19 protein-coding genes are annotated in these 20,323 nt (G+C 72.5%); 15 read left to right on the top strand and 4 right to left on the bottom strand.

The genetic code is table 11. From position 1 onward, the window contains the following. Positions 1-32 precede the first annotated feature (32 nt). The 7 genes from ABZW32_RS28495 to ABZW32_RS28465 all read left to right on the top strand — a co-directional run bounded on the left by ABZW32_RS28495 (position 33) and on the right by ABZW32_RS28465 (position 8,664). Positions 33-1,349 carry a hypothetical protein gene (locus ABZW32_RS28495; protein WP_356221058.1) on the top strand — a complete coding sequence of 439 codons (1,317 nt, stop codon included), beginning with the start codon at positions 33-35 and terminating at the stop codon, positions 1,347-1,349. Positions 1,350-1,361: 12 nt separating this feature from the next. Beyond that, positions 1,362-2,624, top strand: coding sequence for a 1-deoxy-D-xylulose-5-phosphate reductoisomerase (dxr, locus tag ABZW32_RS28490; RefSeq protein ID WP_356221056.1), 1,263 nt, complete (start codon positions 1,362-1,364; stop codon positions 2,622-2,624). Then, positions 2,621-3,922 (top strand): site-2 protease family protein, encoded by a 1,302-nt coding sequence (locus ABZW32_RS28485; protein WP_356221053.1) that lies wholly within the window; start codon positions 2,621-2,623, stop codon positions 3,920-3,922. The genes dxr and ABZW32_RS28485 overlap by 4 nt, the downstream gene beginning before the upstream one ends. Before the next feature lie 175 nt (positions 3,923-4,097). After that, positions 4,098-5,255 (top strand): flavodoxin-dependent (E)-4-hydroxy-3-methylbut-2-enyl-diphosphate synthase, encoded by a 1,158-nt coding sequence (gene ispG / locus ABZW32_RS28480; RefSeq protein WP_356221051.1) that lies wholly within the window; start codon positions 4,098-4,100, stop codon positions 5,253-5,255. Between the two features lie 137 nt (positions 5,256-5,392). Continuing rightward, positions 5,393-6,238 carry a GNAT family N-acetyltransferase gene (locus ABZW32_RS28475; RefSeq protein ID WP_356221048.1) on the top strand — a complete coding sequence of 282 codons (846 nt, stop codon included), beginning with the start codon at positions 5,393-5,395 and terminating at the stop codon, positions 6,236-6,238. A 98-nt stretch (positions 6,239-6,336) separates the two neighbouring features. Further along, on the top strand, positions 6,337-6,942 hold the full coding sequence (locus ABZW32_RS28470) for a GNAT family N-acetyltransferase (protein WP_356221046.1): 606 nt from the start codon (positions 6,337-6,339) through the stop codon (positions 6,940-6,942). Positions 6,943-6,951: 9 nt separating this feature from the next. Next, on the top strand, positions 6,952-8,664 hold the full coding sequence (locus ABZW32_RS28465; protein WP_356221043.1) for a proline--tRNA ligase: 1,713 nt from the start codon (positions 6,952-6,954) through the stop codon (positions 8,662-8,664). 18 nt (positions 8,665-8,682) lie between these two features. Here ABZW32_RS28465 and ABZW32_RS28460 read toward each other — a convergent pair whose 3' ends face one another. From ABZW32_RS28460 to ABZW32_RS28445, 4 genes are read right to left on the bottom strand one after another with little or no spacing between them, the layout of a single operon-like run. Next, on the bottom strand, positions 8,683-9,597 hold the full coding sequence (locus ABZW32_RS28460; protein WP_356221042.1) for a slipin family protein: 915 nt from the start codon (positions 9,595-9,597) through the stop codon (positions 8,683-8,685). A 43-nt stretch (positions 9,598-9,640) separates the two neighbouring features. Further along, entirely contained in the window at positions 9,641-10,543 is a 903-nt protein-coding gene (locus ABZW32_RS28455; RefSeq protein ID WP_356221041.1) for an aminoglycoside phosphotransferase family protein, read from the bottom strand. A 16-nt stretch (positions 10,544-10,559) separates the two neighbouring features. Beyond that, on the bottom strand, positions 10,560-11,018 hold the full coding sequence (locus tag ABZW32_RS28450; RefSeq protein WP_356221038.1) for a ferritin-like domain-containing protein: 459 nt from the start codon (positions 11,016-11,018) through the stop codon (positions 10,560-10,562). After that, positions 11,015-11,611 (bottom strand): hypothetical protein, encoded by a 597-nt coding sequence (locus ABZW32_RS28445; protein WP_356221036.1) that lies wholly within the window; start codon positions 11,609-11,611, stop codon positions 11,015-11,017. Before ABZW32_RS28445 ends, ABZW32_RS28450 begins: the two co-directional genes overlap by 4 nt. Before the next feature lie 156 nt (positions 11,612-11,767). Between ABZW32_RS28445 and rimP the strand changes: the two genes are divergently transcribed. The 8 genes from rimP to ABZW32_RS28405 all read left to right on the top strand — a co-directional run. Then, complete coding sequence (gene rimP, locus ABZW32_RS28440; RefSeq protein ID WP_356221033.1) at positions 11,768-12,280, top strand: ribosome maturation factor RimP; 513 nt, start codon at positions 11,768-11,770, stop codon at positions 12,278-12,280. 2 nt (positions 12,281-12,282) lie between these two features. Continuing rightward, positions 12,283-13,365, top strand: coding sequence for a transcription termination factor NusA (gene nusA / locus ABZW32_RS28435; RefSeq protein ID WP_356221030.1), 1,083 nt, complete (start codon positions 12,283-12,285; stop codon positions 13,363-13,365). A 143-nt stretch (positions 13,366-13,508) separates the two neighbouring features. Then, the gene (locus ABZW32_RS28430; protein WP_356221028.1) at positions 13,509-13,796 is read left to right on the top strand and encodes a YlxR family protein; all 288 of its coding nucleotides are present in this window, start codon (positions 13,509-13,511) and stop codon (positions 13,794-13,796) included. A gap of 148 nt (positions 13,797-13,944) precedes the next feature. Beyond that, positions 13,945-17,055, top strand: coding sequence for a translation initiation factor IF-2 (infB, locus tag ABZW32_RS28425; protein ID WP_356221025.1), 3,111 nt, complete (start codon positions 13,945-13,947; stop codon positions 17,053-17,055). Between the two features lie 188 nt (positions 17,056-17,243). Further along, positions 17,244-17,537 carry a DUF503 domain-containing protein gene (locus ABZW32_RS28420; RefSeq protein WP_219671569.1) on the top strand — a complete coding sequence of 98 codons (294 nt, stop codon included), beginning with the start codon at positions 17,244-17,246 and terminating at the stop codon, positions 17,535-17,537. A gap of 33 nt (positions 17,538-17,570) precedes the next feature. Beyond that, on the top strand, positions 17,571-18,023 hold the full coding sequence (gene rbfA / locus ABZW32_RS28415) for a 30S ribosome-binding factor RbfA (RefSeq protein WP_030227571.1): 453 nt from the start codon (positions 17,571-17,573) through the stop codon (positions 18,021-18,023). Further along, positions 18,020-18,928: a tRNA pseudouridine(55) synthase TruB gene (truB, locus tag ABZW32_RS28410; RefSeq protein ID WP_356221023.1), complete on the top strand. Its 909-nt coding sequence runs from the start codon at positions 18,020-18,022 to the stop codon at positions 18,926-18,928. Before rbfA ends, truB begins: the two co-directional genes overlap by 4 nt. A 277-nt stretch (positions 18,929-19,205) precedes the next feature. Further along, positions 19,206-20,323 (top strand): trypsin-like peptidase domain-containing protein (locus ABZW32_RS28405; RefSeq protein WP_356221020.1); only part of this gene is annotated, 1,118 nt, incomplete at its 3' end.

The following is a 20,323-nucleotide window of genomic DNA, read 5'->3' as shown; positions in this document are numbered from 1 at the left end:
GGACAGGCGTACGAGCGGCACGGAGCAAGGCAATGGACGGACACAGGGACAGCCGGCGGCGGGCCTGGTGCGTGGCGCTCGTACTGCGCCACGCACCAGAGCACATCGCCGCCGACCTGATCGGCCGGCTCGACCCCGACACCCGCGACCACCTGTGCCGCGACGAACGCCTGCCCGCCTCCGCCGTCACCCTCCTCGTGCGCGACGGTACCGACCGCGACCGGCACTTCGTCGCCCGCAACCCCTACGTGCGCGGCTGCCCGCTGCCCGGCCTGCCGGGCCCCGCCCGCTACGCGGCCCGCCGCACCCCCGAGGCGCTGCTGCCGCTGCTGCGCGCGGAACTCGGCCGCGACCCGGCCGACGGCCCGCTGAGCGGCGAGGAGCTCATCGGCCTGCTCCGCCGCCACGGCACGCACCACCCCAGGGTCCCGCTCGACATCCTGGCGCTCCCGCACACGGCGGACCCGGAGCTGCCGGCCTCCGAGCACCTGCGCCGGCCCCTGCCGCCCGGCTCCGTAGAGGCCCTGCTCATGCGCGCGCGGCCGTCCCGGGAGACCGTGCGCACGCTCCTGACGACCACGGGCACCGCCCCGTACGGCAGGGCCTGGCACCGTCCGTTCGTCCGCGCCGTCCGGATGGGCCTGCTCACCCCCGCCGAGCTGGTCGCCCACACCGCCCCCGCGCACCGCGCCCTGCTGCTGTGCCGCCCGAACGGAACCCGCGGCCTGCGCTGGAACCTGTCCGAGCAGGCGGAGATACGCACCGCGGCCACCCGCGCGCTGGAACCCCTGGGGGACGACCCGCGGCTGTGGGCCGAACTGCTGAGGCAGGCCCCGTCCTTCCCGGGAGCGCTGACCGCGCTCGCCCACGGTGTGGCGAACGGCGCCCTGCCTGGGCCCCCGCCCGGTCCGCCTGTCGACGGCCTCGCCGAGGCCGTGCGCGCCCTGGCCCCGGCCGCCCTGGAACCGACCGGGGGAGTGGAGCGGGAGCTGGCCCTGACCAGCCTCGCCGTGCCGATGGAGACCGTCGACGAGGACATCCGCTGGGTCCGGGACTGCCTGGACCGCGGGTTGCTGACCGGAACCGACGTGATCCGGCACAAGCTTCCGGCCTGCTGGGCCCTGGACGAGGACCAGTGGCTCGGCGACGTGGACCACCCCGACCGCTACGACCGGCCGGAGGCCGTGCTCGCCGCGCGCGCCGAGGCCGCCCGGCTGTTCGCACTGGCCCTGGACGGGGATCCGGACGCCTGGTGGGAGGCGGCCCGGACCCTCCCGGACTTCGCCGGAACGCTTCCGCACCTCCTCCTGCGGGTCGCGGACGGGGACTCCCTGTCCGAGCGCCCCTGAGTTGCGGCAACAATGGTGGGCATGAGCGACAGTCCAGCCCCCCTCGCCGACCCGCACCTCCTCTTCGACGCCTCGGCCGGCCGCCGGGACATCGTCATCCTCGGGTCGACCGGGTCCATCGGCACCCAGGCCATCGACCTCGCCCTGCGCAACCCGGACCGTTTCCGGGTCACCGCGCTGTCCGCCGCCGGCGGACGCGTCGGGCTGCTGGCCGAACAGGCCAGGCTGCTGCGGGTCGAGACGGTGGCCGTCGCCCGCGAGGACGCCGTACCGGCCCTCAAGGAGGCGCTGAGCGAGCAGTACGGCGCCTCCGAGTCGCTGCCGGAGATCCTCGCCGGACCCGACGCGGCGACCGAACTCGCCGCCTCCGCATGCCACACCGTCCTTAACGGCATCACGGGTTCCATCGGCCTGGCGCCCACCCTGGCCGCGCTGCGCGCGGGCCGCACCCTGGCCCTGGCCAACAAGGAGTCGCTGATCGTCGGCGGCCCGCTGGTCAAGGCCCTCGCGAAGCCCGGCCAGATCATCCCGGTGGACTCCGAGCACGCGGCCCTCTTCCAGGCACTGGCCGCCGGCACCCGCGCCGACGTCCGCAAGCTCGTCGTCACCGCCTCCGGCGGCCCCTTCCGCGGCCGCACCCGCGCGGAGCTGGCCTCCGTCACGGTCGAGGACGCCCTCGCGCACCCCACCTGGGCCATGGGCCCGGTGATCACGGTCAACAGCGCCACCCTGGTCAACAAGGGCCTGGAGGTCATCGAGGCCCACCTGCTCTACGACATCCCCTTCGACCGCATCGAGGTCGTCGTCCACCCGCAGTCCTACGTGCACTCCATGGTCGAGTTCACCGACGGCTCCACCCTCGCCCAGGCCACCCCGCCGGACATGCGCGGCCCGATCGCGATCGGTCTGGGCTGGCCCGTGCGGATCCCGGACGCGGCCCCCGCCTTCGACTGGACCAAGGCGTCGAGCTGGGAGTTCTTCCCGCTGGATACCGAGGCCTTCCCGTCCGTGGGCCTGGCCCGGCACGTCGGCACCCTGGGCGGCACCGCGCCCGCCGTGTTCAATGCGGCGAACGAGGAGTGCGTCGAGGCCTTCCTGGCCGGTCGGCTGCCGTTCACAGCAATCATGGATACCGTCTCTGCGGTGGTCGACGAGCACGGGACGCCGGAGTCGGGAACTTCCCTGACCGTGGCGGACGTCCTCGAAGCGGAGACCTGGGCCAGGGCCCGGGCACGGGAGATGGCGGCGCGGGCCGCCCTGGAGGCGAGCGCATGACGCTGGTGCTGAACCTGATCGGTGTACTCGTCTTCGTGGGCGGACTGCTGTTCTCGATCGCCTGGCACGAGCTGGGCCACCTCTCCACGGCCAAGCTCTTCGGCATCCGCGTGCCCCAGTACATGGTCGGCTTCGGCAAGACCATCTGGTCGCGCAGGAAGGGCGAGACCGAGTACGGGATCAAGGCCATCCCCATGGGCGGCTACATCCGCATGATCGGGATGTTCCCGCCCGGCGAGGACGGCAAGGTCACGGCCCGCTCCACCTCCCCGTTCCGCTCCATGATCGAGGACGCCCGCTCGGCGGCCTACGAGGAGCTCCAGCCCGGGGACGAGTCGCGGCTCTTCTACACGCGCAAGCCCTGGAAGCGCGTCATCGTGATGTTCGCGGGCCCCTTCATGAACCTGGTGCTCGCCCTGGCGATCTTCTTCGGCGTCTGGATGACCTTCGGGATCAACCGGACGACCACCCAGATCGCGAGCGTCTCGCCCTGCGTCATCCAGCAGAGCGAGAACCGCGAGGTCTGCAAGGCCGGTGACCCGGTGGCCCCGGCCAAGCAGGCCGGACTGCGGGCCGACGACAAGATCGTCGCCTTCGGCGGGCGGCCGGTCTCCGACTGGTCCGAACTGCAGAAGCGGATCCGCGACACCATCGGCGCCACCACCGTCACCGTCGTGCGCGACGGGCAGCGGGTGGTCGTCCCCGTGAACCTCATCGAGAACCGGGTCGCCAAGACCGACGGCCACGGCGGCTACGTCAAGGGCGAGTACGTGACGGCCGGCTGGCTCGGCTTCAGCCCGAAGAACGAGATCGCGGCCCTGTCCTTCGGTGAGTCCGTGGACCACATGGGCGAGATCGTCGACGGCAGCATCCAGGGTCTGGTCAAGCTCCCCGCCAAGATCCCCGCCCTGTGGAACGCCGCCTTCGACGGCGCCGAGCGCGAGCCCGACTCCCCGATGGGCATCGTCGGGGCCGCCCGCATGAGCGGGGACATCGCCGCCCTGGACCTGCCGAGCGAACAGAAGTTCTCGATCCTGCTCAACGTCCTGGGCATGTTCAACCTCTCGCTGTTCCTGTTCAACATGCTGCCGCTGCTGCCCCTGGACGGCGGACACATCGCCGGCGCCCTGTGGGAGTCCCTGCGCCGCAGCGTCGCCAAGCTCTTCCGGCGCGCCGACCCCGGCCCCTTCGACGTGGCCAAGCTGATGCCCGCCGCGTACGTGGTCGCCGGTGTCTTCGTCTGCTTCACCCTGCTGGTGCTCGTCGCGGACGTGGTGAACCCGATCAAGATCACCTAGCTGCGGAGCGCGGTACAGGACGGACCGGGGAGCCGGGCACGCATCGTGCCCGGCTCCCTACGTTCGGGTGGCGCACCCCCTCGGATGCGGGGGGACCGTGTGGATTGGCGTAATCTCGAAGGCTGGAGCCCGCCGATCTCGGGACCTTGATCCACACCTTGGGGTTGCACAGCAGATGACTGCCATCTCTCTCGGAATGCCGGCCGTGCCGACGAAGCTTGCCGACCGCAGGGTCAGCCGCAAGATCCAGGTCGGCAAGGTGGCCGTCGGCGGTGACGCACAGATCTCCGTCCAGTCGATGACCACCACCAGGACCTCCGACATCGGGGCGACGCTCCAGCAGATCGCCGAGCTGACCGCCTCCGGCTGCGACATCGTCCGCGTCGCCTGCCCGACCCAGGACGACGCCGACGCGCTGGCCGTCATCGCGAAGAAGTCGCAGATCCCGGTCATCGCCGACATCCACTTCCAGCCGAAGTACGTGTTCGCCGCGATCGACGCCGGCTGCGCCGCCGTCCGCGTGAACCCGGGCAACATCAAGCAGTTCGACGACAAGGTCAAGGAGATCGCGCGGGCCGCCAAGGACACCGGCACCCCGATCCGCATCGGCGTCAACGCCGGCTCCCTCGACGCGCGGCTGCTGAAGAAGTACGGCAAGGCCACCCCCGAGGCGCTGGTCGAGTCCGCGCTGTGGGAGGCCTCCCTCTTCGAGGAGCACGGCTTCGGCGACATCAAGATCTCGGTCAAGCACAACGACCCGGTCGTGATGGTCAACGCCTACCGCCAGCTGGCCGCCGCCTGCGACTACCCGCTGCACCTCGGCGTCACCGAGGCCGGCCCCGCCTTCCAGGGCACCATCAAGTCCGCCGTCGCCTTCGGCGCGCTGCTCTCCGAGGGCATCGGCGACACCATCCGCGTGTCGCTGTCCGCGCCCCCGGTCGAGGAGATCAAGGTCGGCATCCAGATCCTGGAATCGCTGAACCTCAGGCCGCGCCGCCTGGAGATCGTCTCCTGCCCGTCCTGCGGCCGCGCCCAGGTCGACGTCTACAAGCTGGCCGAGGAGGTCACGGCGGGCCTGGAGGGCATGGAGGTCCCGCTGCGCGTCGCGGTCATGGGCTGCGTCGTCAACGGCCCCGGCGAGGCCCGTGAGGCCGACCTCGGCGTCGCCTCCGGCAACGGCAAGGGCCAGATCTTCGTGAAGGGCGAGGTCATCAAGACCGTCCCCGAGTCGAAGATCGTCGAGACCCTCATCGAAGAGGCGATGAAGATCGCCGAGCAGATGGAGAAGGACGGCATCGCCTCCGGCGAGCCCACCGTCGCCATCGGCGTCTGACCCGAAGAAGCGGCCCCGGCCCCGTTCCCGCAGTTCGGGGGCGGGGCCGGGGTCTTTTCGTGACCCGTGGGACAGGGCATCCGCAAGCGACGCCGGGTACAGTGCGGAGATCAGCAGACCTGCACGGTGAGGCCCCAGTGTTGACGCAGACCACCACCCGGGTCCTTGAGCCCAGTGATCTCGACGCCGCGCTCGACATCCTCGGACGCGAGCCGGTCGAGAACGCCTTCGTCACCTCCCGGGTCCAGGTCGCGGGGCTCGACCCCTGGCGCCTGGGCGGGGAGATGTGGGGCTGGTACGCCGACGGCGAGCTCCGCTCGCTCTGCTACGCCGGCGCCAACCTCGTCCCCGTCTGCGCCGGACCCGACGCCGTACGGGCCTTCGCCGACCGGGCCCGCCGCACCGGCCGCCGCTGCTCCTCCATCGTCGGGCCCGCCGAGGCCACCCGGCTGCTGTGGAAGCTCCTGGAACCCAGCTGGGGACCGGCCCGCGACGTGCGCGCCCACCAGCCCCTCATGGTCATCGAGCAGCCGTCCGCGCAGGTCGCCGCCGACCCGCTGGTGCGCCGCGTCCGCAAGGACGAGATGGACCTGATCATGCCCGCCTGCGTGGCCATGTTCACCGAGGAGGTCGGCATCTCCCCGCTCGCCGGCGACGGAGGCCTCCTCTACCAGGCCAGGGTCGCCGAGCTGGTCGGCACCGGCCGCTCGTTCGCCCGCGTCGAGGACGGCAGGGTCGTCTTCAAGGCAGAGATCGGCGCCGCCACCCCCCGCGCCTGCCAGATCCAGGGCGTCTGGGTCGATCCCGAGTTCCGCGGACGCGGCCATTCCGAGACCGGCATGGCCGCCGTGGTCGAGTACGCCCTGCGCGACGTCGCCCCCGTCGTCAGCCTCTACGTCAACGACTTCAACACCGCGGCCCGCGCCTCCTACCGCAGGGTCGGCTTCCGCGAGGTCGGCGCGTTCATGAGCATCCTGTTCTGAGCGTCCCCTCCCGGCCCCGCTCCCTCCCCCGTCCCGAGCTCCCCCTTTCCTCGCGGAAGCCGTACCCGAGCGGCACTACCCCGCAGTAAGGTCGCCGCATGCTGCCTACCCCCGGGGGCGACGACCCCGCACGGCCCGCCGGACTCCGCATCGGGCCCCTCGACCTCGCCGGCCGCGTGGACGAGGCGCTGCGCGTCCAGGCCGTGGCCTTCGGGCTCAGCGAGGAGGAGGTCGGCATCCGGCGCTACATCGTCCAGCGCCACATGACCTGCCCCGGCGCCCGCGCGCTCGGCGCGTACACCGATGACGGCACCCTCGCCGGTTTCGTCTACGGAATGCCCAACGACCGCGCCCACTGGTGGTCCACCATCGTCGAGCCGTACCTGCGCGCCGGCGGCGTCGACGGCTGGCTCGACGGCTCCTTCGTCATCACCGAGCTCCACGTCCACCCCGGCTTCCAGGGGCACGGCGTCGGCCGTGCCCTCATCACCCGGCTCACCGACGCGGCGAGCGAACCCCACTCGATCCTCTCCGCCATCGACACCGACAGCCCCGCCCGGGGCCTCTACACGGCCCTCGGCTACCGGGACCTGGCCCGCCGCGTGCACTTCCCGAGCGCGAGCCTCCCGTACGCCGTCATGGGCGCGCGGCTCCCGCTGCTCGGCCCGCGAAACGGTTTCCGGGAGCCGCACCCGCCCCGGTAGCCTCCGGACATGTCAACGCAACACGTGCAGCGCATGTCCCGCCTCATGGCCAAGACCCTCCGTGAGGACCCGGCCGACGCCGAAACCCTCAGCCACCGCCTCCTCGTGCGCGCCGGCTACGTCCGCCGCAGCTCGGCGGGGGTGTGGACCTGGCTGCCGCTCGGCAAGCGCGTCCTGGACAACGTCTCGCGCATCGTCCGCGAGGAGATGGACGCCATCGGGGCGCAGGAAGTGCTGCTCCCGGCCCTGCTGCCGAAGGAGCCCTACGAGGTCAGCGGCCGCTGGTCCGAGTACGGCGACCTGCTGTTCCGGCTCAAGGACCGCAAGGGTGCCGACTACCTCCTCGGCCCCACCCACGAGGAGATCTTCACCCTCGTCGTGAAGGACCAGTGCACGTCCTACAAGGACCTGCCGGTCATGCTCTACCAGATCCAGACCAAGTACCGCGACGAGGCCCGCCCCCGCTCCGGCGTGCTGCGCGGGCGCGAGTTCCAGATGAAGGACTCCTACTCCTTCGACGTGTCCGACGAGGGCCTGGCCGAGTCCTACCGGCTCCACCGCGAGGCCTACGTACGGATCTTCGAGCGGCTCGGCCTGGACCACCGGATCGTCTCCGCCGTCTCCGGGGCGATGGGCGGATCGGCGTCCGAGGAGTTCCTGGCCCCGGCCGCGGCCGGCGAGGACACCTTCGTGGACTGCCCCTCCTGCGACTACGCCGCGAACACCGAGGCCGTCACCTTCGCGCTGGCGCCCGTGACCGCCGAACACCCGGCGATCGAGGAGGTGGACACCCCCGACACCCCCACGATCGAGACGCTGGCGGCGCACCTGGGCGTCCCCGCGTCGGCGACCCTGAAGAACCTCCTCGTCAAGGTCGACGGCGAGATCACGGCAGTCGGCGTCCCCGGCGACCGCGAGGTGGACCTCGGCAAGCTCGGCGAGCACCTCGCCCCGGCCGTGGTGGAGCTGGTGACGGCGGAGGACTTCGCCGGCCGGCCCGACCTCGTACGCGGCTACGTCGGCCCGCAGGGCCTGGACAAGGTGCCCTACATCGCCGACCCGCGCGTGGCTCCCGGCACGGCCTGGGTCACCGGCGCCAACCGGGCGGACACCCACGCCCGCAACGTGGTCTGCGGCCGGGACTTCGAGGTCGACCGCCACCTCGACGTGGTCGTCGTCGAGCCGGGCGACCCCTGCCCCTCCTGCGGGGCCGGACTGCGCCTGGACCGGGCCATCGAGATCGGGCACATCTTCCAGCTCGGCCGCAAGTACGCCGACGCCTTCGGGCTCGACGTCCTCGGCAAGGAGGGCAAGCCCGTCCGGGTCACCATGGGCTCCTACGGCATCGGCGTCTCCCGCGCCGTCGCCGCGCTCGCGGAGCAGACCGCCGACGACCGGGGCCTGTGCTGGCCCGCCGCCGTCGCGCCGGCCGACGTCCACGTCGTGGCCGCCGGCAAGGCCGTCCCGCTGGCGCTCGCCGAGGAGGCCGCCGAAGCGCTGGCCGCCGCCGGACACCGGGTCCTGCTCGACGACCGGCCCGGACTCTCCCCGGGCGTCAAGCTCACCGACGCCGAACTCATCGGCGTGCCCCGGATCCTGGTGGCGGGCCGCCGCTCGGGCGACCGCGTGGTCGAACTCCAGGACCGTGCGGCCGGCACCCGCGAGGAACTCCCCCTGGACGAGGCCCTCGCCCGCCTGAACGCACCGGCAGGCCAGGCCTAGGCAGGCCTGGGCGAGGCCCTAGGCAGGCTCCGCCCGCCGCCCCTCCGGCAGCCCCTCGGGCCGTGCCGGAGGCGGCGGCGACGCGACCGGCGTCAGCCCGCCCGGAGCCCGGCCCCGGGTGACGGTGTCCGGCGCGGGCGCCGCCGCCGGGGTGTCCGGGGCCGTCGCGGGGGCCGGGGCCGCCCGTTCCAGGAAGCGCAGCAGCTCCACCGGGAACGGCAGCACCAGGGTGGAGTTCTTCTCCGCCGCGACCGCCACCACCGTCTGGAGCAGCCGCAGTTGGAGGGCGGCCGGCTGTTCCGACATCACGGCCGCTGCCTCCGCCAGCTTCCTCGACGCCTGGAGCTCCGCGTCCGCGTTGATCACGCGGGCCCGCCGCTCACGGTCGGCCTCCGCCTGCCGGGCCATCGACCTCTTCATGGTCTCCGGCAACGACACGTCCTTGATCTCGACCCGGTCGATCTGCACGCCCCAGCCCACCGCCGGACTGTCGATCATCAGCTCCAGCCCCTGGTTGAGCTGCTCCCGGTTGGACAGCAGGTCGTCCAGATCGCTCTTGCCGATGATCGAACGCAGCGAGGTCTGCGCCATCTGGGAGACCGCGAACCGGTAGTCCTCCACCTCGATGATCGCGTTGGCCGGGTCCACGACCTTGAAGTACACGACCGCGTCGACCCGCACCGTGACGTTGTCCCGCGTGATGCCCTCCTGGGCCGGCACCGGCAGCGTCACGATCTGCATGTTCACCTTGCGCAGCCGGTCCACGAACGGCAGCACCATCGTGAACCCGGGCCCGCGGACGCCCTCCCGCAGCCGACCGAAGCGGAAGACCACGCCCCGCTCGTACTGCTTCACCACCCGGGCCGCCACGCCCGTGTACACCATCACACCCGTGGCGGCGGCCACCGCCGCTGTCAGCAGTTCCTCGACCATGACGGCCCCCTGCCGGATTCATACCTCTTACCTACGGTATGCCCTACAACCAGGCGGCGAACTCCAGCAGCAGCTCCGCGTCCCCGCGCCGCCCGGCGGCCAGCGCCCGCACCCCGGACTCCACCGCCCGGAACACCGTCCAGCCCCGCAGCCGCTCGCGGTCCACCTCCAGCGAGTCCGCGAGCCGGTGCACCCGCCGCCGGGCCCCGGCCGCCCCCGCCGAGGTGGCCATCTGGTCCTCCAGCCGGTCCCGCACCAGCCGGGCCAGGTCGTAGGCCCGCTCGCCCACCAGCGGGTCCGGGCCCACCGTCAGCCACGGCGCCCGCTCCCCGGCCAGCACCTTGCCCTGCCGGAAGTTCCCGTGCAGCAGCAGCTCCTCGCCCGGCAGCGCCGTCAGCTCCGCGCGCAGCGCCAGCGCCGAGTCCGCGAGCGCCCGCACCTCCGCGGGCGCGGCGCGCAGAGCCTCGCCCTGGCGGGCCGTGCGCTCGGCCACCGTCTCGAAGGGGTGACCGGGCGGCGGCTCCACCCACAGCCGCCGCAACGTGCCGCACGCCTCCAGCAGGGCCTTGGCGTCCGGCAGCGAACGCAGCGAGACCTCCGCGTGCAGCCGCTCCAGCAGCAGGGCCCCGTCCGCCTCGTGGTGGCGGGAGTCGAGGACCCGTACGGCCCCGAAACCGCCCCAGTGGGCGAGCGCCGCCAGCTCCCGGTCCGGCCGGGCCCCGGGCGGGGCCAGCTTGAGGGCGGCCGGGGTGCCGTCGGCGTACCGGACGAGGATCACCAGGCTGCTGCGGCCGCCCGGTGCCTGGACCCGCTGGGCCACGACCTGCCGCCGGTGCAGCGCCTCCTCGGTGAGCTCGGGCAGGTGCCCCAGCCACTGGGTGGCCCGCTCCTCCTCCGGCAGCTCGCCGAGCGCCCGTACAAGCCGCTGCGGCGGTTCGAAAGCCATGCGTGCGTGATCCCTTTCAGCTGGTGGGAGCTCGGTCGGAGCGTTCCGTGAGCCCAGGGAAGGCTACGCCGCTGCCGCGCCAGCGTGCCGCCCGGACGGCCGCGGCGCTCAGCGCGTCGGCCGCCTCGCGGCGCAACCGGCCGTCCGCCGCCCGCACCAGATCGGAGTACGCGCCCGCCACCCGGTCCTCGATCACGGCGGCCAGCCGCGTGGTGTCGTCGGGGGTGCGCAGCTCGAAGGGCAGCGCGTACGCCGCCTCGGCGGCCACGGGCGCGCCGCCCATCTCGCGCACCGTACGGGTGAGCGCGTCACGCCGGGCCACATGGGCGCCGTAGGCCTCCCGGGCCTCGGTCGCGCGGTCCGCCACGACCCGGGCGCCGATCACCCCGTACCCGTACGCCGCCGCGTGCTCGGCGGCCAGGGCGGCCTGGGCGGCCTGCAGCGCACGGCCGGCGGGGGAGGGTTCGGGCTTCACGAGGCGGCTCCGGGGGTGGAGGTGAGCAGGTACGCGTGGACGGCGCCGCAGGCGGCGACGGAGGCCAGCAGCCGGGCCAGTTCCCCCGGCGCCCCGGCCAGCGCGATGGTCCGCGCCTCCGACAGGCTCCGCTCGGCGTCGGCGAGGGAGCTCAGCGCCTCGGCGGGCTTCGGCGGGACGGCCTCACGGCTCGCCGCCGGGGGCGCGGACGCCGTGGCGGCGGCCGCGGAGGCGGAGGCGGATGCGGAGGGTGAGGGCGAGGGCGAGGCGGACCGGGCGGCCGGGGTGCGGCCCCCGGCGTCCGGGGCCGGGAAGGCCAGGGCCGCCGAGTGCGCCGCGACGGCGGCCCGCAGCGGTGCGAGCCGCTCCGCCAGCGCGGGATGGACGGCGACGGTGGCGTCGTAGCGTTCGAGCAGCCGCGCACTGTCACGAACGGCGCCCTCCCGCATCCGCCGTTCGAGTGGAATCCCGGTGCCGTCCCCGGACGGGCCGCCCCCGCCGGTGCATCCGGCGAGCAGGGCGGCCCCGGCCGCGCCGGCGGCTCCGGTGAGCAGGCTCCTTCGGGAGGGCCGGGGGGGCAGGGTCCAGGGCACGGCGCCGTCCTCGGGGGTGGTGTCTGGGCAGGGTGTGATCACGGTACCCGGGGGCCCGTCGGGAGAGCGGACGGCAACACCCTCCGCGACCGGATACCCTTTGACCTGACACGCGACGAAAACCACAACAGCACACGCGGCCGAGGAGTCACCCGGATGAGCACCACCCAGAGCGACAGGCTGCGCGGATTGCTGGAGCCGCTCGTCACCGCCAAGGGACTGGACCTCGAAGAGATCGAAGTCTCCAAGGCGGGCAAGCGCCGCATGCTGCGGATCGTCGTGGACTCCGATGAGGGCGTGGAGCTGGACGCCTGTGCCGAGCTGAGCCGTGAGGTCTCCGACCTGCTCGACGCTTCCGACGTGATGGGTGAGGACGAGTACGTCCTCGAAGTCAGTTCCCCGGGTGCGGACCGGCCGCTCAGCGAGCACCGTCACTACGTTCGGGCGACCGGTCGTCTCGTGAAGTTTCAGCTGTCCGCCGACGGTGAAAAGGGTGCCGGTGAACTGGTCGCCCGCATCCTCGGCGTCGACGACGAGGGCCTGGACCTCGAAGTACCGGGTGTGAAGGGCCGCAAGGCGACCACCCGCCGCATCGCGTTCACCGACATCGCCAAGGCGCGTGTCGAGATCGAGTTCAACCGCAAGGACAAGAAGGAAGAGGAGGCGTAGCCGTGGACATCGACATGAGTGCCCTGCGGGGTCTGGTCCGGGAGAAGGAGATCTCCTTCGACCTGCTCGTCGAGGCGATCGAGTCGGCCCTCCTCATCGCGTACCACCGCACCGAGGGCAGCTTCCGGCGTGCCCGCGTCGTGCTCGACCGCACCAACGGTCACGTGGTCGTGTGGGCGAAGGAGGACCCGAGGGACCTCGAAGAGGGCCAGGAGCCCAAGGAGTTCGACGACACCCCGTCGGACTTCGGGCGGATCGCCGCGACGACCGCCAAGCAGGTGATCCTCCAGCGTCTGCGCGACGCCGAGGACGACCTGACCTTCGGCGAGTTCGCCGGCCGCGAGGGCGACGTCATCACCGGCGTGGTCCAGCAGGGCAAGGACCCCAAGAACGTCCTGGTCGACATCGGCAAGCTGGAAGCCATCCTGCCGGTGCAGGAGCAGGTCCCGGGTGAGGAGTACACGCACGGGCTCCGTCTGAAGACGTACGTCGTGCGCGTGGCGAAGGGTGTCCGCGGGCCTTCCGTGACCCTGTCGCGCACCCACCCCAACCTGGTGAAGAAGCTGTTCTCGCTGGAGGTCCCCGAGATCGCCGACGGCAGCGTCGAGATCTCCGCGATCGCCCGCGAGGCCGGTCACCGCACCAAGATCGCCGTCCGGTCCACCCGTTCGGGTCTGAACCCGAAGGGCGCCTGCATCGGCCCGATGGGTAGCCGCGTGCGCAACGTGATGGCCGAGCTGCACGGCGAGAAGATCGACATCGTCGACTGGTCGGACGACCCGGCGGAGATGGTCGCGAACGCCCTGTCACCCGCTCGGGTGAGCAAGGTCGAGGTCGTCGACTGGGACTCGCGTTCCGCGCGGGTGACCGTGCCCGACTACCAGCTGTCGCTCGCCATCGGCAAGGAGGGCCAGAACGCCCGCCTCGCCGCGCGGCTCACCGGCTGGCGCATCGACATCCGCCCGGACACCGAGGAGACCCCGGACCGGGACGGCGAGGGTGACGGCGGCCGCGGCCAGGAGCGGACCCAGGAGCGGACCCAGGATCGCGGTCACGACCGTGGCCAGGGCCGGGGCCGGGAATAAACCAGTACCGGCCGGAGGTTCCCGGCCGGTAGACAGGGACACGGAGCGGGCCCGCAAGTGGAGGACCGCTCGTGGATCACAACAACGTCCGTTCGATTTTTCACCTGAAGGGGTGAGGTCGGTACGGGGAGGTAGACTTAGGCGTGTCTGGCCGGACGCAAGCCCGCGCATGCCCCGAACGCACCTGTGTGGGGTGTCGGGAGCGAGCGGCCAAGAGCGATCTGCTGCGCATCGTGGCGGTCGGGGACGAATGCGTCCCCGATCCACGCGGTACGCTGCCCGGCCGGGGTGCCTACGTGCACCCTGCCGCGGTCTGCCTCGACCAGGCGGTCCGCCGCAGAGCGTTCCCCCGGGCCCTACGGTCCGCAGGAGCGCTCGACACGGCGGCACTGCGCACAGCCCTGGCCGCACCGGCCGAGGCGACACCGTAAGAAGAAGTACGGCACGGACATCCCGTGCGGTCAGGTACCTCGCGAGTTGGAAGTAGGTCGAGATTGCGATGAGCACTCGATGAGTACGCGATGAGTACGCCCATGAAGTAGCGACGGTCCGGCGTAACCCGGACCTAAAAGGAGCGAAGTGGCTAAGGTCCGGGTATACGAACTCGCCAAGGAGTTCGGGGTGGAGAGCAAGGTCGTCATGGCCAAGCTCCAAGAACTCGGTGAATTCGTCCGTTCGGCGTCCTCGACGATCGAGGCGCCGGTTGTACGCAAGTTGACTGACGCACTGCAGGGGCCCGGCGGCAACGCCGGCAAGTCCGCTGCGAAGCCCGGCGCGCCCCGCAAGGCCGCGCCCGCCAAGCCCGCGGCGCCCTCCCCGGCCGCCGCGGCACGTCCTGCTGCCCCGAAGCCCGGTGCGCCGGTGGCCCCCAAGCCGCCCGTCGCCGAGGCTCCGGCCGTCAGCGCCCCGGTGACCCCGGCCACCCCCGGCCCGCGTCCCGGTCCCAAGGCTCCGGCCGCCCCGAAGCCCGCTCCGGCGGCTCCCGTGGCGACCGAGTTCTCCGCGCCTCCGGCGGCCCCGGCCGCCCCGGCGCGCACCGAGCGTCCCGCCGCGGCCCCCGGCCCCCGTCCGGCGCAGCAGCGTCCGGCCCAGGGTCAGGGCCAGGGCGGTGCCCGTCCCGGCGCCCCGCGTCCGGCCGGCGCCACCCCCGGTGGCCAGGCCCCGCGCCCCGGTGGCGCTCAGGCCCCGCGTCCCCAGGGCGCCCGTCCGGCCGGTCCCCGTCCGGGCAACAACCCCTTCACCTCCGGCGGCTCCACCGGCATGGCGCGCCCGCAGGCGCCCCGTCCGGCCGGCGCTCCCCGTCCCGGTGCCCCCGGCGCCGGCGGCGGCCAGGGTGCTCCGCGTCCGCAGGGCGGCCCCGGTGGCGCTCCGCGTCCGCAGGGTCCCGGCGGCGCCCGTCCGACCCCGGGCGGCATGCCCCGTCCGCAGGGCGGCGCCCCGCGTCCGGGTGGTGCTCCCGGCGGTAACCGTCCGAACCCGGGCATGATGCCGCAGCGTCCCGCTGCCGGTGGTCCCGGTCCCCGTCCCGGTGGCGGCCCCGGTGGCCGTGGTCCCGGTGCGGGCGGTCCCCGTCCCGGTGGCGCCGGTCGTCCCGGCGGCGGCTTCGCCGGTCGTCCGGCCGGTCCGGGCTCGCGTCCGGCGGGCGGCGGCTTCGGCGGTCCGCGTCCGGGTGGCGGCGGCTTCGGCGGCGGTCCGGCCGGTGCCGGTGGCGGCGGTCGTCCCGGCTTCGGCGGGCGTCCCGGTGGTCCCGGTGCCCGTGGTGGCACGCAGGGTGCCTTCGGCCGTCCCGGCGGTCCGGCCCGTCGTGGCCGCAAGTCCAAGCGTCAGAGGCGCCAGGAGTACGAGGCCATGCAGGCCCCGTCGGTCGGCGGCGTGATGCTGCCCCGCGGCAACGGCGAGACCGTTCGCCTGTCGCGCGGTGCGTCCCTCACCGACTTCGCGGAGAAGATCAACGCCAACCCGGCGTCGCTCGTCGCCGTGATGATGAACCTCGGCGAGATGGTCACGGCCACGCAGTCCGTCTCCGACGAGACCCTCGAAATGCTGGCCGGCGAGATGAACTACGAGGTTCAGATCGTCAGCCCGGAGGAAGAGGACCGCGAGCTCCTCGAGGGCTTCGACATCGAGTTCGGCGAGGACGAGGGCGGCGAGGAATACCTCATGCCGCGTCCGCCGGTCGTCACCGTCATGGGTCACGTCGACCACGGTAAGACCCGCCTGCTCGACGCCATCCGCAAGACGAACGTCGTCGCGGGCGAGGCCGGTGGCATCACCCAGGGCATCGGTGCCTACCAGGTGGGCACCGAGGTCAACGGCGAAGACCGCAAGATCACCTTCATCGACACCCCGGGTCACGAGGCGTTCACCGCCATGCGTGCCCGTGGTGCGAAGTCGACCGACATCGCGATCCTCGTGGTCGCGGCCAACGACGGCGTCATGCCGCAGACGATCGAGGCGCTCAACCACGCCAAGGCCGCCGGCGTCCCGATCGTCGTCGCGGTCAACAAGATCGACGTCGAGGGTGCCGACCCGGTCAAGGTGCGCGGTCAGCTCACCGAGTTCGGTCTGGTCGCCGAGGAGTACGGCGGCGACACGATGTTCGTCGACATCTCCGCCAAGCAGGGTCTGCACATCGACTCCCTGCTGGAGGCCGTCGTCCTCACCGCCGACGCCTCGCTCGACCTGCGCGCCAACCCCGAGCAGGACGCTCAGGGTATTGCGATCGAGTCCCACCTCGACCGTGGCCGCGGTGCCGTCGCCACCGTCCTCGTCCAGCGCGGTACCCTCCGCGTCGGCGACACGATGGTCGTGGGCGACGCCTACGGCCGTGTGCGCGCCATGCTCGACGACAAGGGCAACAACATCGAGGAAGCGGGTCCGTCGACCCCCGTCCTGGTCCTGGGTCTCACCAACGTCCCCGGCGCCGGCGACAACTTCCTCGTCGTCGACGAGGACCGCACCGCCCGTCAGATCGCCGAGAAGCGTGCTGCGCGTGAGCGCAACGCCAACTTCGCCAAGCGCGTCCGCCGGGTGTCCCTGGAAGACCTCGACTCGGTCCTCAAGGCCGGTCTGGTCCAGGAACTCAACCTCATCATCAAGGGCGACTCGTCCGGTGCGGTCGAGGCCCTGGAGTCCTCGCTGCTCCAGCTCGACGTCGGCGAAGAGGTCGACATCCGCGTCCTGCACCGCGGTGTGGGTGCGGTCACCGAGTCGGACATCTCGCTGGCGATGGGCTCCGACGCCATCGTCATCGGCTACAACGTCCGCGCTGTCGGCCGTGCCGCGCAGATGGCGGACCGCGAGGGCGTCGACGTCCGCTACTACTCGGTGATCTACCAGGCCATCGAGGAGATCGAGGCGGCCCTGAAGGGTCTGCTCAAGCCGGAGTACGAAGAGGTCGAGCTCGGTACGGCGGAGGTCCGCGAGATCTTCCGCTCGTCCAAGCTGGGCAACATCGCGGGTGTCCTCATCCGCTCCGGCGAGGTCAAGCGCAACACCAAGGCGCGGCTCCTGCGCGATGGCAAGGTCATCGCCGAGAACCTCACCATCTCCGGTCTGCGCCGCTTCAAGGACGACGTCACCGAGATCCGCGAGGGCTTCGAGGGTGGTATCAACCTCGGTTCCTTCAACGACATCAAGATCGACGACGTCATCGCGACGTACGAGATGCGCGAGAAGCCCCGCGCGTAAGCGCGAGGCGGTTCGCACCGTGTCGTAGTCAGCTGTAACACCGGGGCCGGTCGGCGGAATATCCGTCGATCGGCCCCGGCCGTTGCGTGTACGGTTCTGGTGACCGGCCGCTCGCGCGACCGGGAGATCCCTCCGGGCGACGGCCCGGCGGGCCACCTAACCCGCACCGGCGGGACATCCGGAACTGCATGTACGTGGGGACTCTGTCCTTCGATCTGCTCCTCGGCGACGTCCACTCGCTGAAGGAGAAACGCTCCGTCGTCCGGCCCATCGTCGCCGAGCTCCAACGCAAGTTCTCCGTGAGCGCGGCCGAGGTGGGCGACCAGGACCTGCACCGCAGGGCCCGTATAGGGGTCGCCCTGGTGAGTGGGGACGCGGGGTTCGTATCGGACGTGCTCGACCGCTGTGAGCGGCTGGTCGCGGCGCGTCCGGAAGTGGAGCTGCTGTCCGTGAGGCGGCGGCTCCACGGTGATGAAGACTGATTGCTTGTCTGCAAGGAAGAAGGAGACGGACCAGTGGCCGACAATGCGCGGGCGAAGAAGCTGGCGGACCTCATCCGGGAGGTGGTGGCCGAGAAGCTGCAGCGCGGCGTCAAGGACCCCCGCCTCGGTACGCACGTGACCATCACGGACACCCGGGTCACCGGCGACCTGCGGGAGGCCACGGTCTTCTACACGGTCTACGGCGACGACGAGGACCGGGCCAGCGCGGCCGCGGGTCTCGAAAGCGCCAAGGGCGTACTGCGCTCCGCGGTCGGCCGGGCGGCGGGAACCAAGTTCACGCCCACCCTGACCTTCGTCGCGGACGCCCTCCCGGAGAACGCCAAGACCATCGAGGACCTCCTCGACAAGGCGCGCGCCTCCGACGCCCAGGTGCGGGAGGTCTCCTCCGGCGCCCAGTACGCCGGTGACGCCGACCCGTACAAGAAGCCGGGCGACGAGGACGACGAGGACGCAGCCGCGGAATGAGCACCAACGCAGGGAAGACTCCGGACGGCCTTGTCATCGTCGACAAGCCGTCCGGCTTCACTTCGCACGACGTGGTCGCCAAGATGCGCGGGATCGCCAAGACCCGTCGGGTCGGCCACGCCGGCACCCTCGACCCGATGGCGACGGGCGTCCTCGTCCTCGGCGTGGAGAAGGCCACCAAGCTCCTCGGCCACCTCGCCCTGACCGAGAAGGAGTACCTCGGGACCATCCGTCTCGGGCAGTACACCCTCACGGACGACGCCGAGGGCGAGATCACGTCGTCCGCCGATGCCTCCGGGGTGACCCGCGAGGCGGTGGACGCGGGCATCGCCAAGCTGACCGGCGACATCATGCAGGTCCCGTCGAAGGTCAGCGCGATCAAGATCAAGGGCGTGCGCTCCTACAAGCGCGCACGCGACGGCGAGGACTTCGAGATCCCGGCCCGCCCGGTGACCATCTCGTCGTTCCAGGTGTACGACATGCGGGAGGCGGAGGCCGAGGACGGCACCAAGGTCGTCGACCTCGTCGTCTCCGTGGTCTGCTCCAGCGGTACGTACATCCGCGCCCTCGCCCGCGACCTGGGCGCCGACCTCGGCGTGGGCGGCCACCTCACGGCGCTCCGGCGCACGCGGGTGGGCCCGTACAAGCTCGACCGCGCGCGGACCCTGGACCAGCTCCAGGAGGAGCTGACCGTGATGCCGATCGGCGAGGCGGCGGCCGCCGCCTTCGCGCGCTGGGACCTGGACTCCCGGAGGGCCTCGCTGCTCGCCAACGGGGTCCGGATCGACATGCCGGACGAGTACCAGGACGGCCGGACGGTCGCCGTCTACGGTCCCAAGGGGCAGCTGCTCGGGCTCGTGGAGAGCAAGAACGGCAAGGCGAAGTCCCTCGCGGTCTTCGTCTGACCCGGTCTTCGTCCGACCCGGGTCTTTCGACCCGCCTGCGCGCCGACCGCGCGTTGTCGTGGAGCGGTGAGCGCACAGGGACTGCCGCTCACCGCTCCACGACCCCCCTCGGGTAGGTCTCTATCCACCCGGAGCCCCGTATTCACCCGTCCGAGCAGGCGCTCGGAGTGAATGCGGGGAGCGTAAGGGGGCGCTTTCACCCCGCGTGCTTTTCGTGCTGATCTTCACTTGCCTACCGTCGTGACCAGGGGTCCCGCGGCAGGGGAGTGGTGCGGCGATGGCGGACGAGGTCACCGGCGGTGCGAGGAGTTGCGGGGCCGAGCCCCGGACGGACTCCGGCGCGGGCTTCGACGCGGGCTTCGGCACGCGCCCGGGGTCGCGCCTCGCCACGGACGTCCCCGGGGGCCCCGCAGGGGGCTTCCTCGCGGACGTCGACGTCGACGTCGACGGGGCGGGACCGGGGGCAGGTGGCGCGGGTCGCGCGGTGGAGCTCGTGCTGGTCTGCGACGAGGCCGGGCGGCCGCACGGCAGCGGCTTCGTGGCCGACGACCGGGGCACGGTGATCACCAGCCACGCGGCCGTATGCGGACCGGCCCGGGTGGTGCTGCACGGCCCCGGGGGCCGGAGCTGGTCCGCCGGCCCGCAGGACGTGACCGCCCTGCCGGACCTCGGGCTGGCCCTCGTACGGACCGACGGGCTGGGGCTGCGCCCGCTGCCGGTCGCGATGCGCGAGGTGATCCCTCCGGGGACGTACGTACGCCTCCCCGCGCGGGGCTGGCGCCAGGCGCGGGTGCTCGCGGCCGGTGCGGAGGTCACCTACACCGCGGCCGGCCGCGCCCATCTCCTCCCCGCCGCCGTCGAGTTGGCGATCGGCACGGACGGCCGGGACGCCCTCGCGCGGGGCGCGGAGACCTGCGGGGGGCCGGTCCTGGACGCGGAGACCGGAGCGGTGCTCGCGGTCCTGGGCACCGCTCTCGGCACGGAGCACCGCTCCGCAAGCTTCGCCGTCCCCCTGCGCGCCTGCGCCGCAACGGCGCCCGACGGCCCCCTCGCGGCCCTGCTGGCACGCAACTCCGCCACCGTGCCGGGGTACGGAGCCGACCTCAACCTCGCCGGCGTGCTGGAGCTGACCGCGATCACCCTCGGCTCGGCTTTTCCTCCGGCTCCTGGGTCTGCGCCTGGGTCTGCGTCTGCGTCCGGGTCCGGGTCTGCGTCCGGGTCCGGGTTCGGGTCCGGCCCCGGATTCGCGCCTGGCACTGCCCCCGGCCCCGGGTCCGCGCCTGGCACTGCCCCCGGCCCCGGGTCCGCGCCTGGCACTGCCCCCGGCCCCGGGTCCGCGCCTGGCCCCGCCGACGGCTACTACGAGTGGGTCACCGCCCACGACGAGCGGCAGCT

The sequence above is a fragment of the Streptomyces sp. NPDC004667 genome, from assembly GCF_040609475.1.
Classification (GTDB): domain Bacteria; phylum Actinomycetota; class Actinomycetes; order Streptomycetales; family Streptomycetaceae; genus Streptomyces.
This window is presented reverse-complemented; position numbering and strand designations above follow the sequence as displayed.

Bases quoted from the DNA above. Each gene is read 5' to 3' on its own strand.
- ABZW32_RS28495 (WP_356221058.1), top strand. From the start codon at position 33: ATGGACGGACACAGGGACAGCCGGCGGCGGGCCTGGTGCGTGGCGCTC.
- dxr (WP_356221056.1), top strand. From the start codon at position 1,362: ATGGTGGGCATGAGCGACAGTCCAGCCCCCCTCGCCGACCCGCACCTC.
- ABZW32_RS28485 (WP_356221053.1), top strand. From the start codon at position 2,621: ATGACGCTGGTGCTGAACCTGATCGGTGTACTCGTCTTCGTGGGCGGA.
- ispG (WP_356221051.1), top strand. From the start codon at position 4,098: ATGACTGCCATCTCTCTCGGAATGCCGGCCGTGCCGACGAAGCTTGCC.
- ABZW32_RS28470 (WP_356221046.1), top strand. From the start codon at position 6,337: ATGCTGCCTACCCCCGGGGGCGACGACCCCGCACGGCCCGCCGGACTC.
- ABZW32_RS28465 (WP_356221043.1), top strand. From the start codon at position 6,952: ATGTCAACGCAACACGTGCAGCGCATGTCCCGCCTCATGGCCAAGACC.
- ABZW32_RS28460 (WP_356221042.1), bottom strand. From the start codon at position 9,597: ATGGTCGAGGAACTGCTGACAGCGGCGGTGGCCGCCGCCACGGGTGTG.
- ABZW32_RS28455 (WP_356221041.1), bottom strand. From the start codon at position 10,543: ATGGCTTTCGAACCGCCGCAGCGGCTTGTACGGGCGCTCGGCGAGCTG.
- rimP (WP_356221033.1), top strand. From the start codon at position 11,768: ATGAGCACCACCCAGAGCGACAGGCTGCGCGGATTGCTGGAGCCGCTC.
- ABZW32_RS28420 (WP_219671569.1), top strand. From the start codon at position 17,244: ATGTACGTGGGGACTCTGTCCTTCGATCTGCTCCTCGGCGACGTCCAC.
- truB (WP_356221023.1), top strand. From the start codon at position 18,020: ATGAGCACCAACGCAGGGAAGACTCCGGACGGCCTTGTCATCGTCGAC.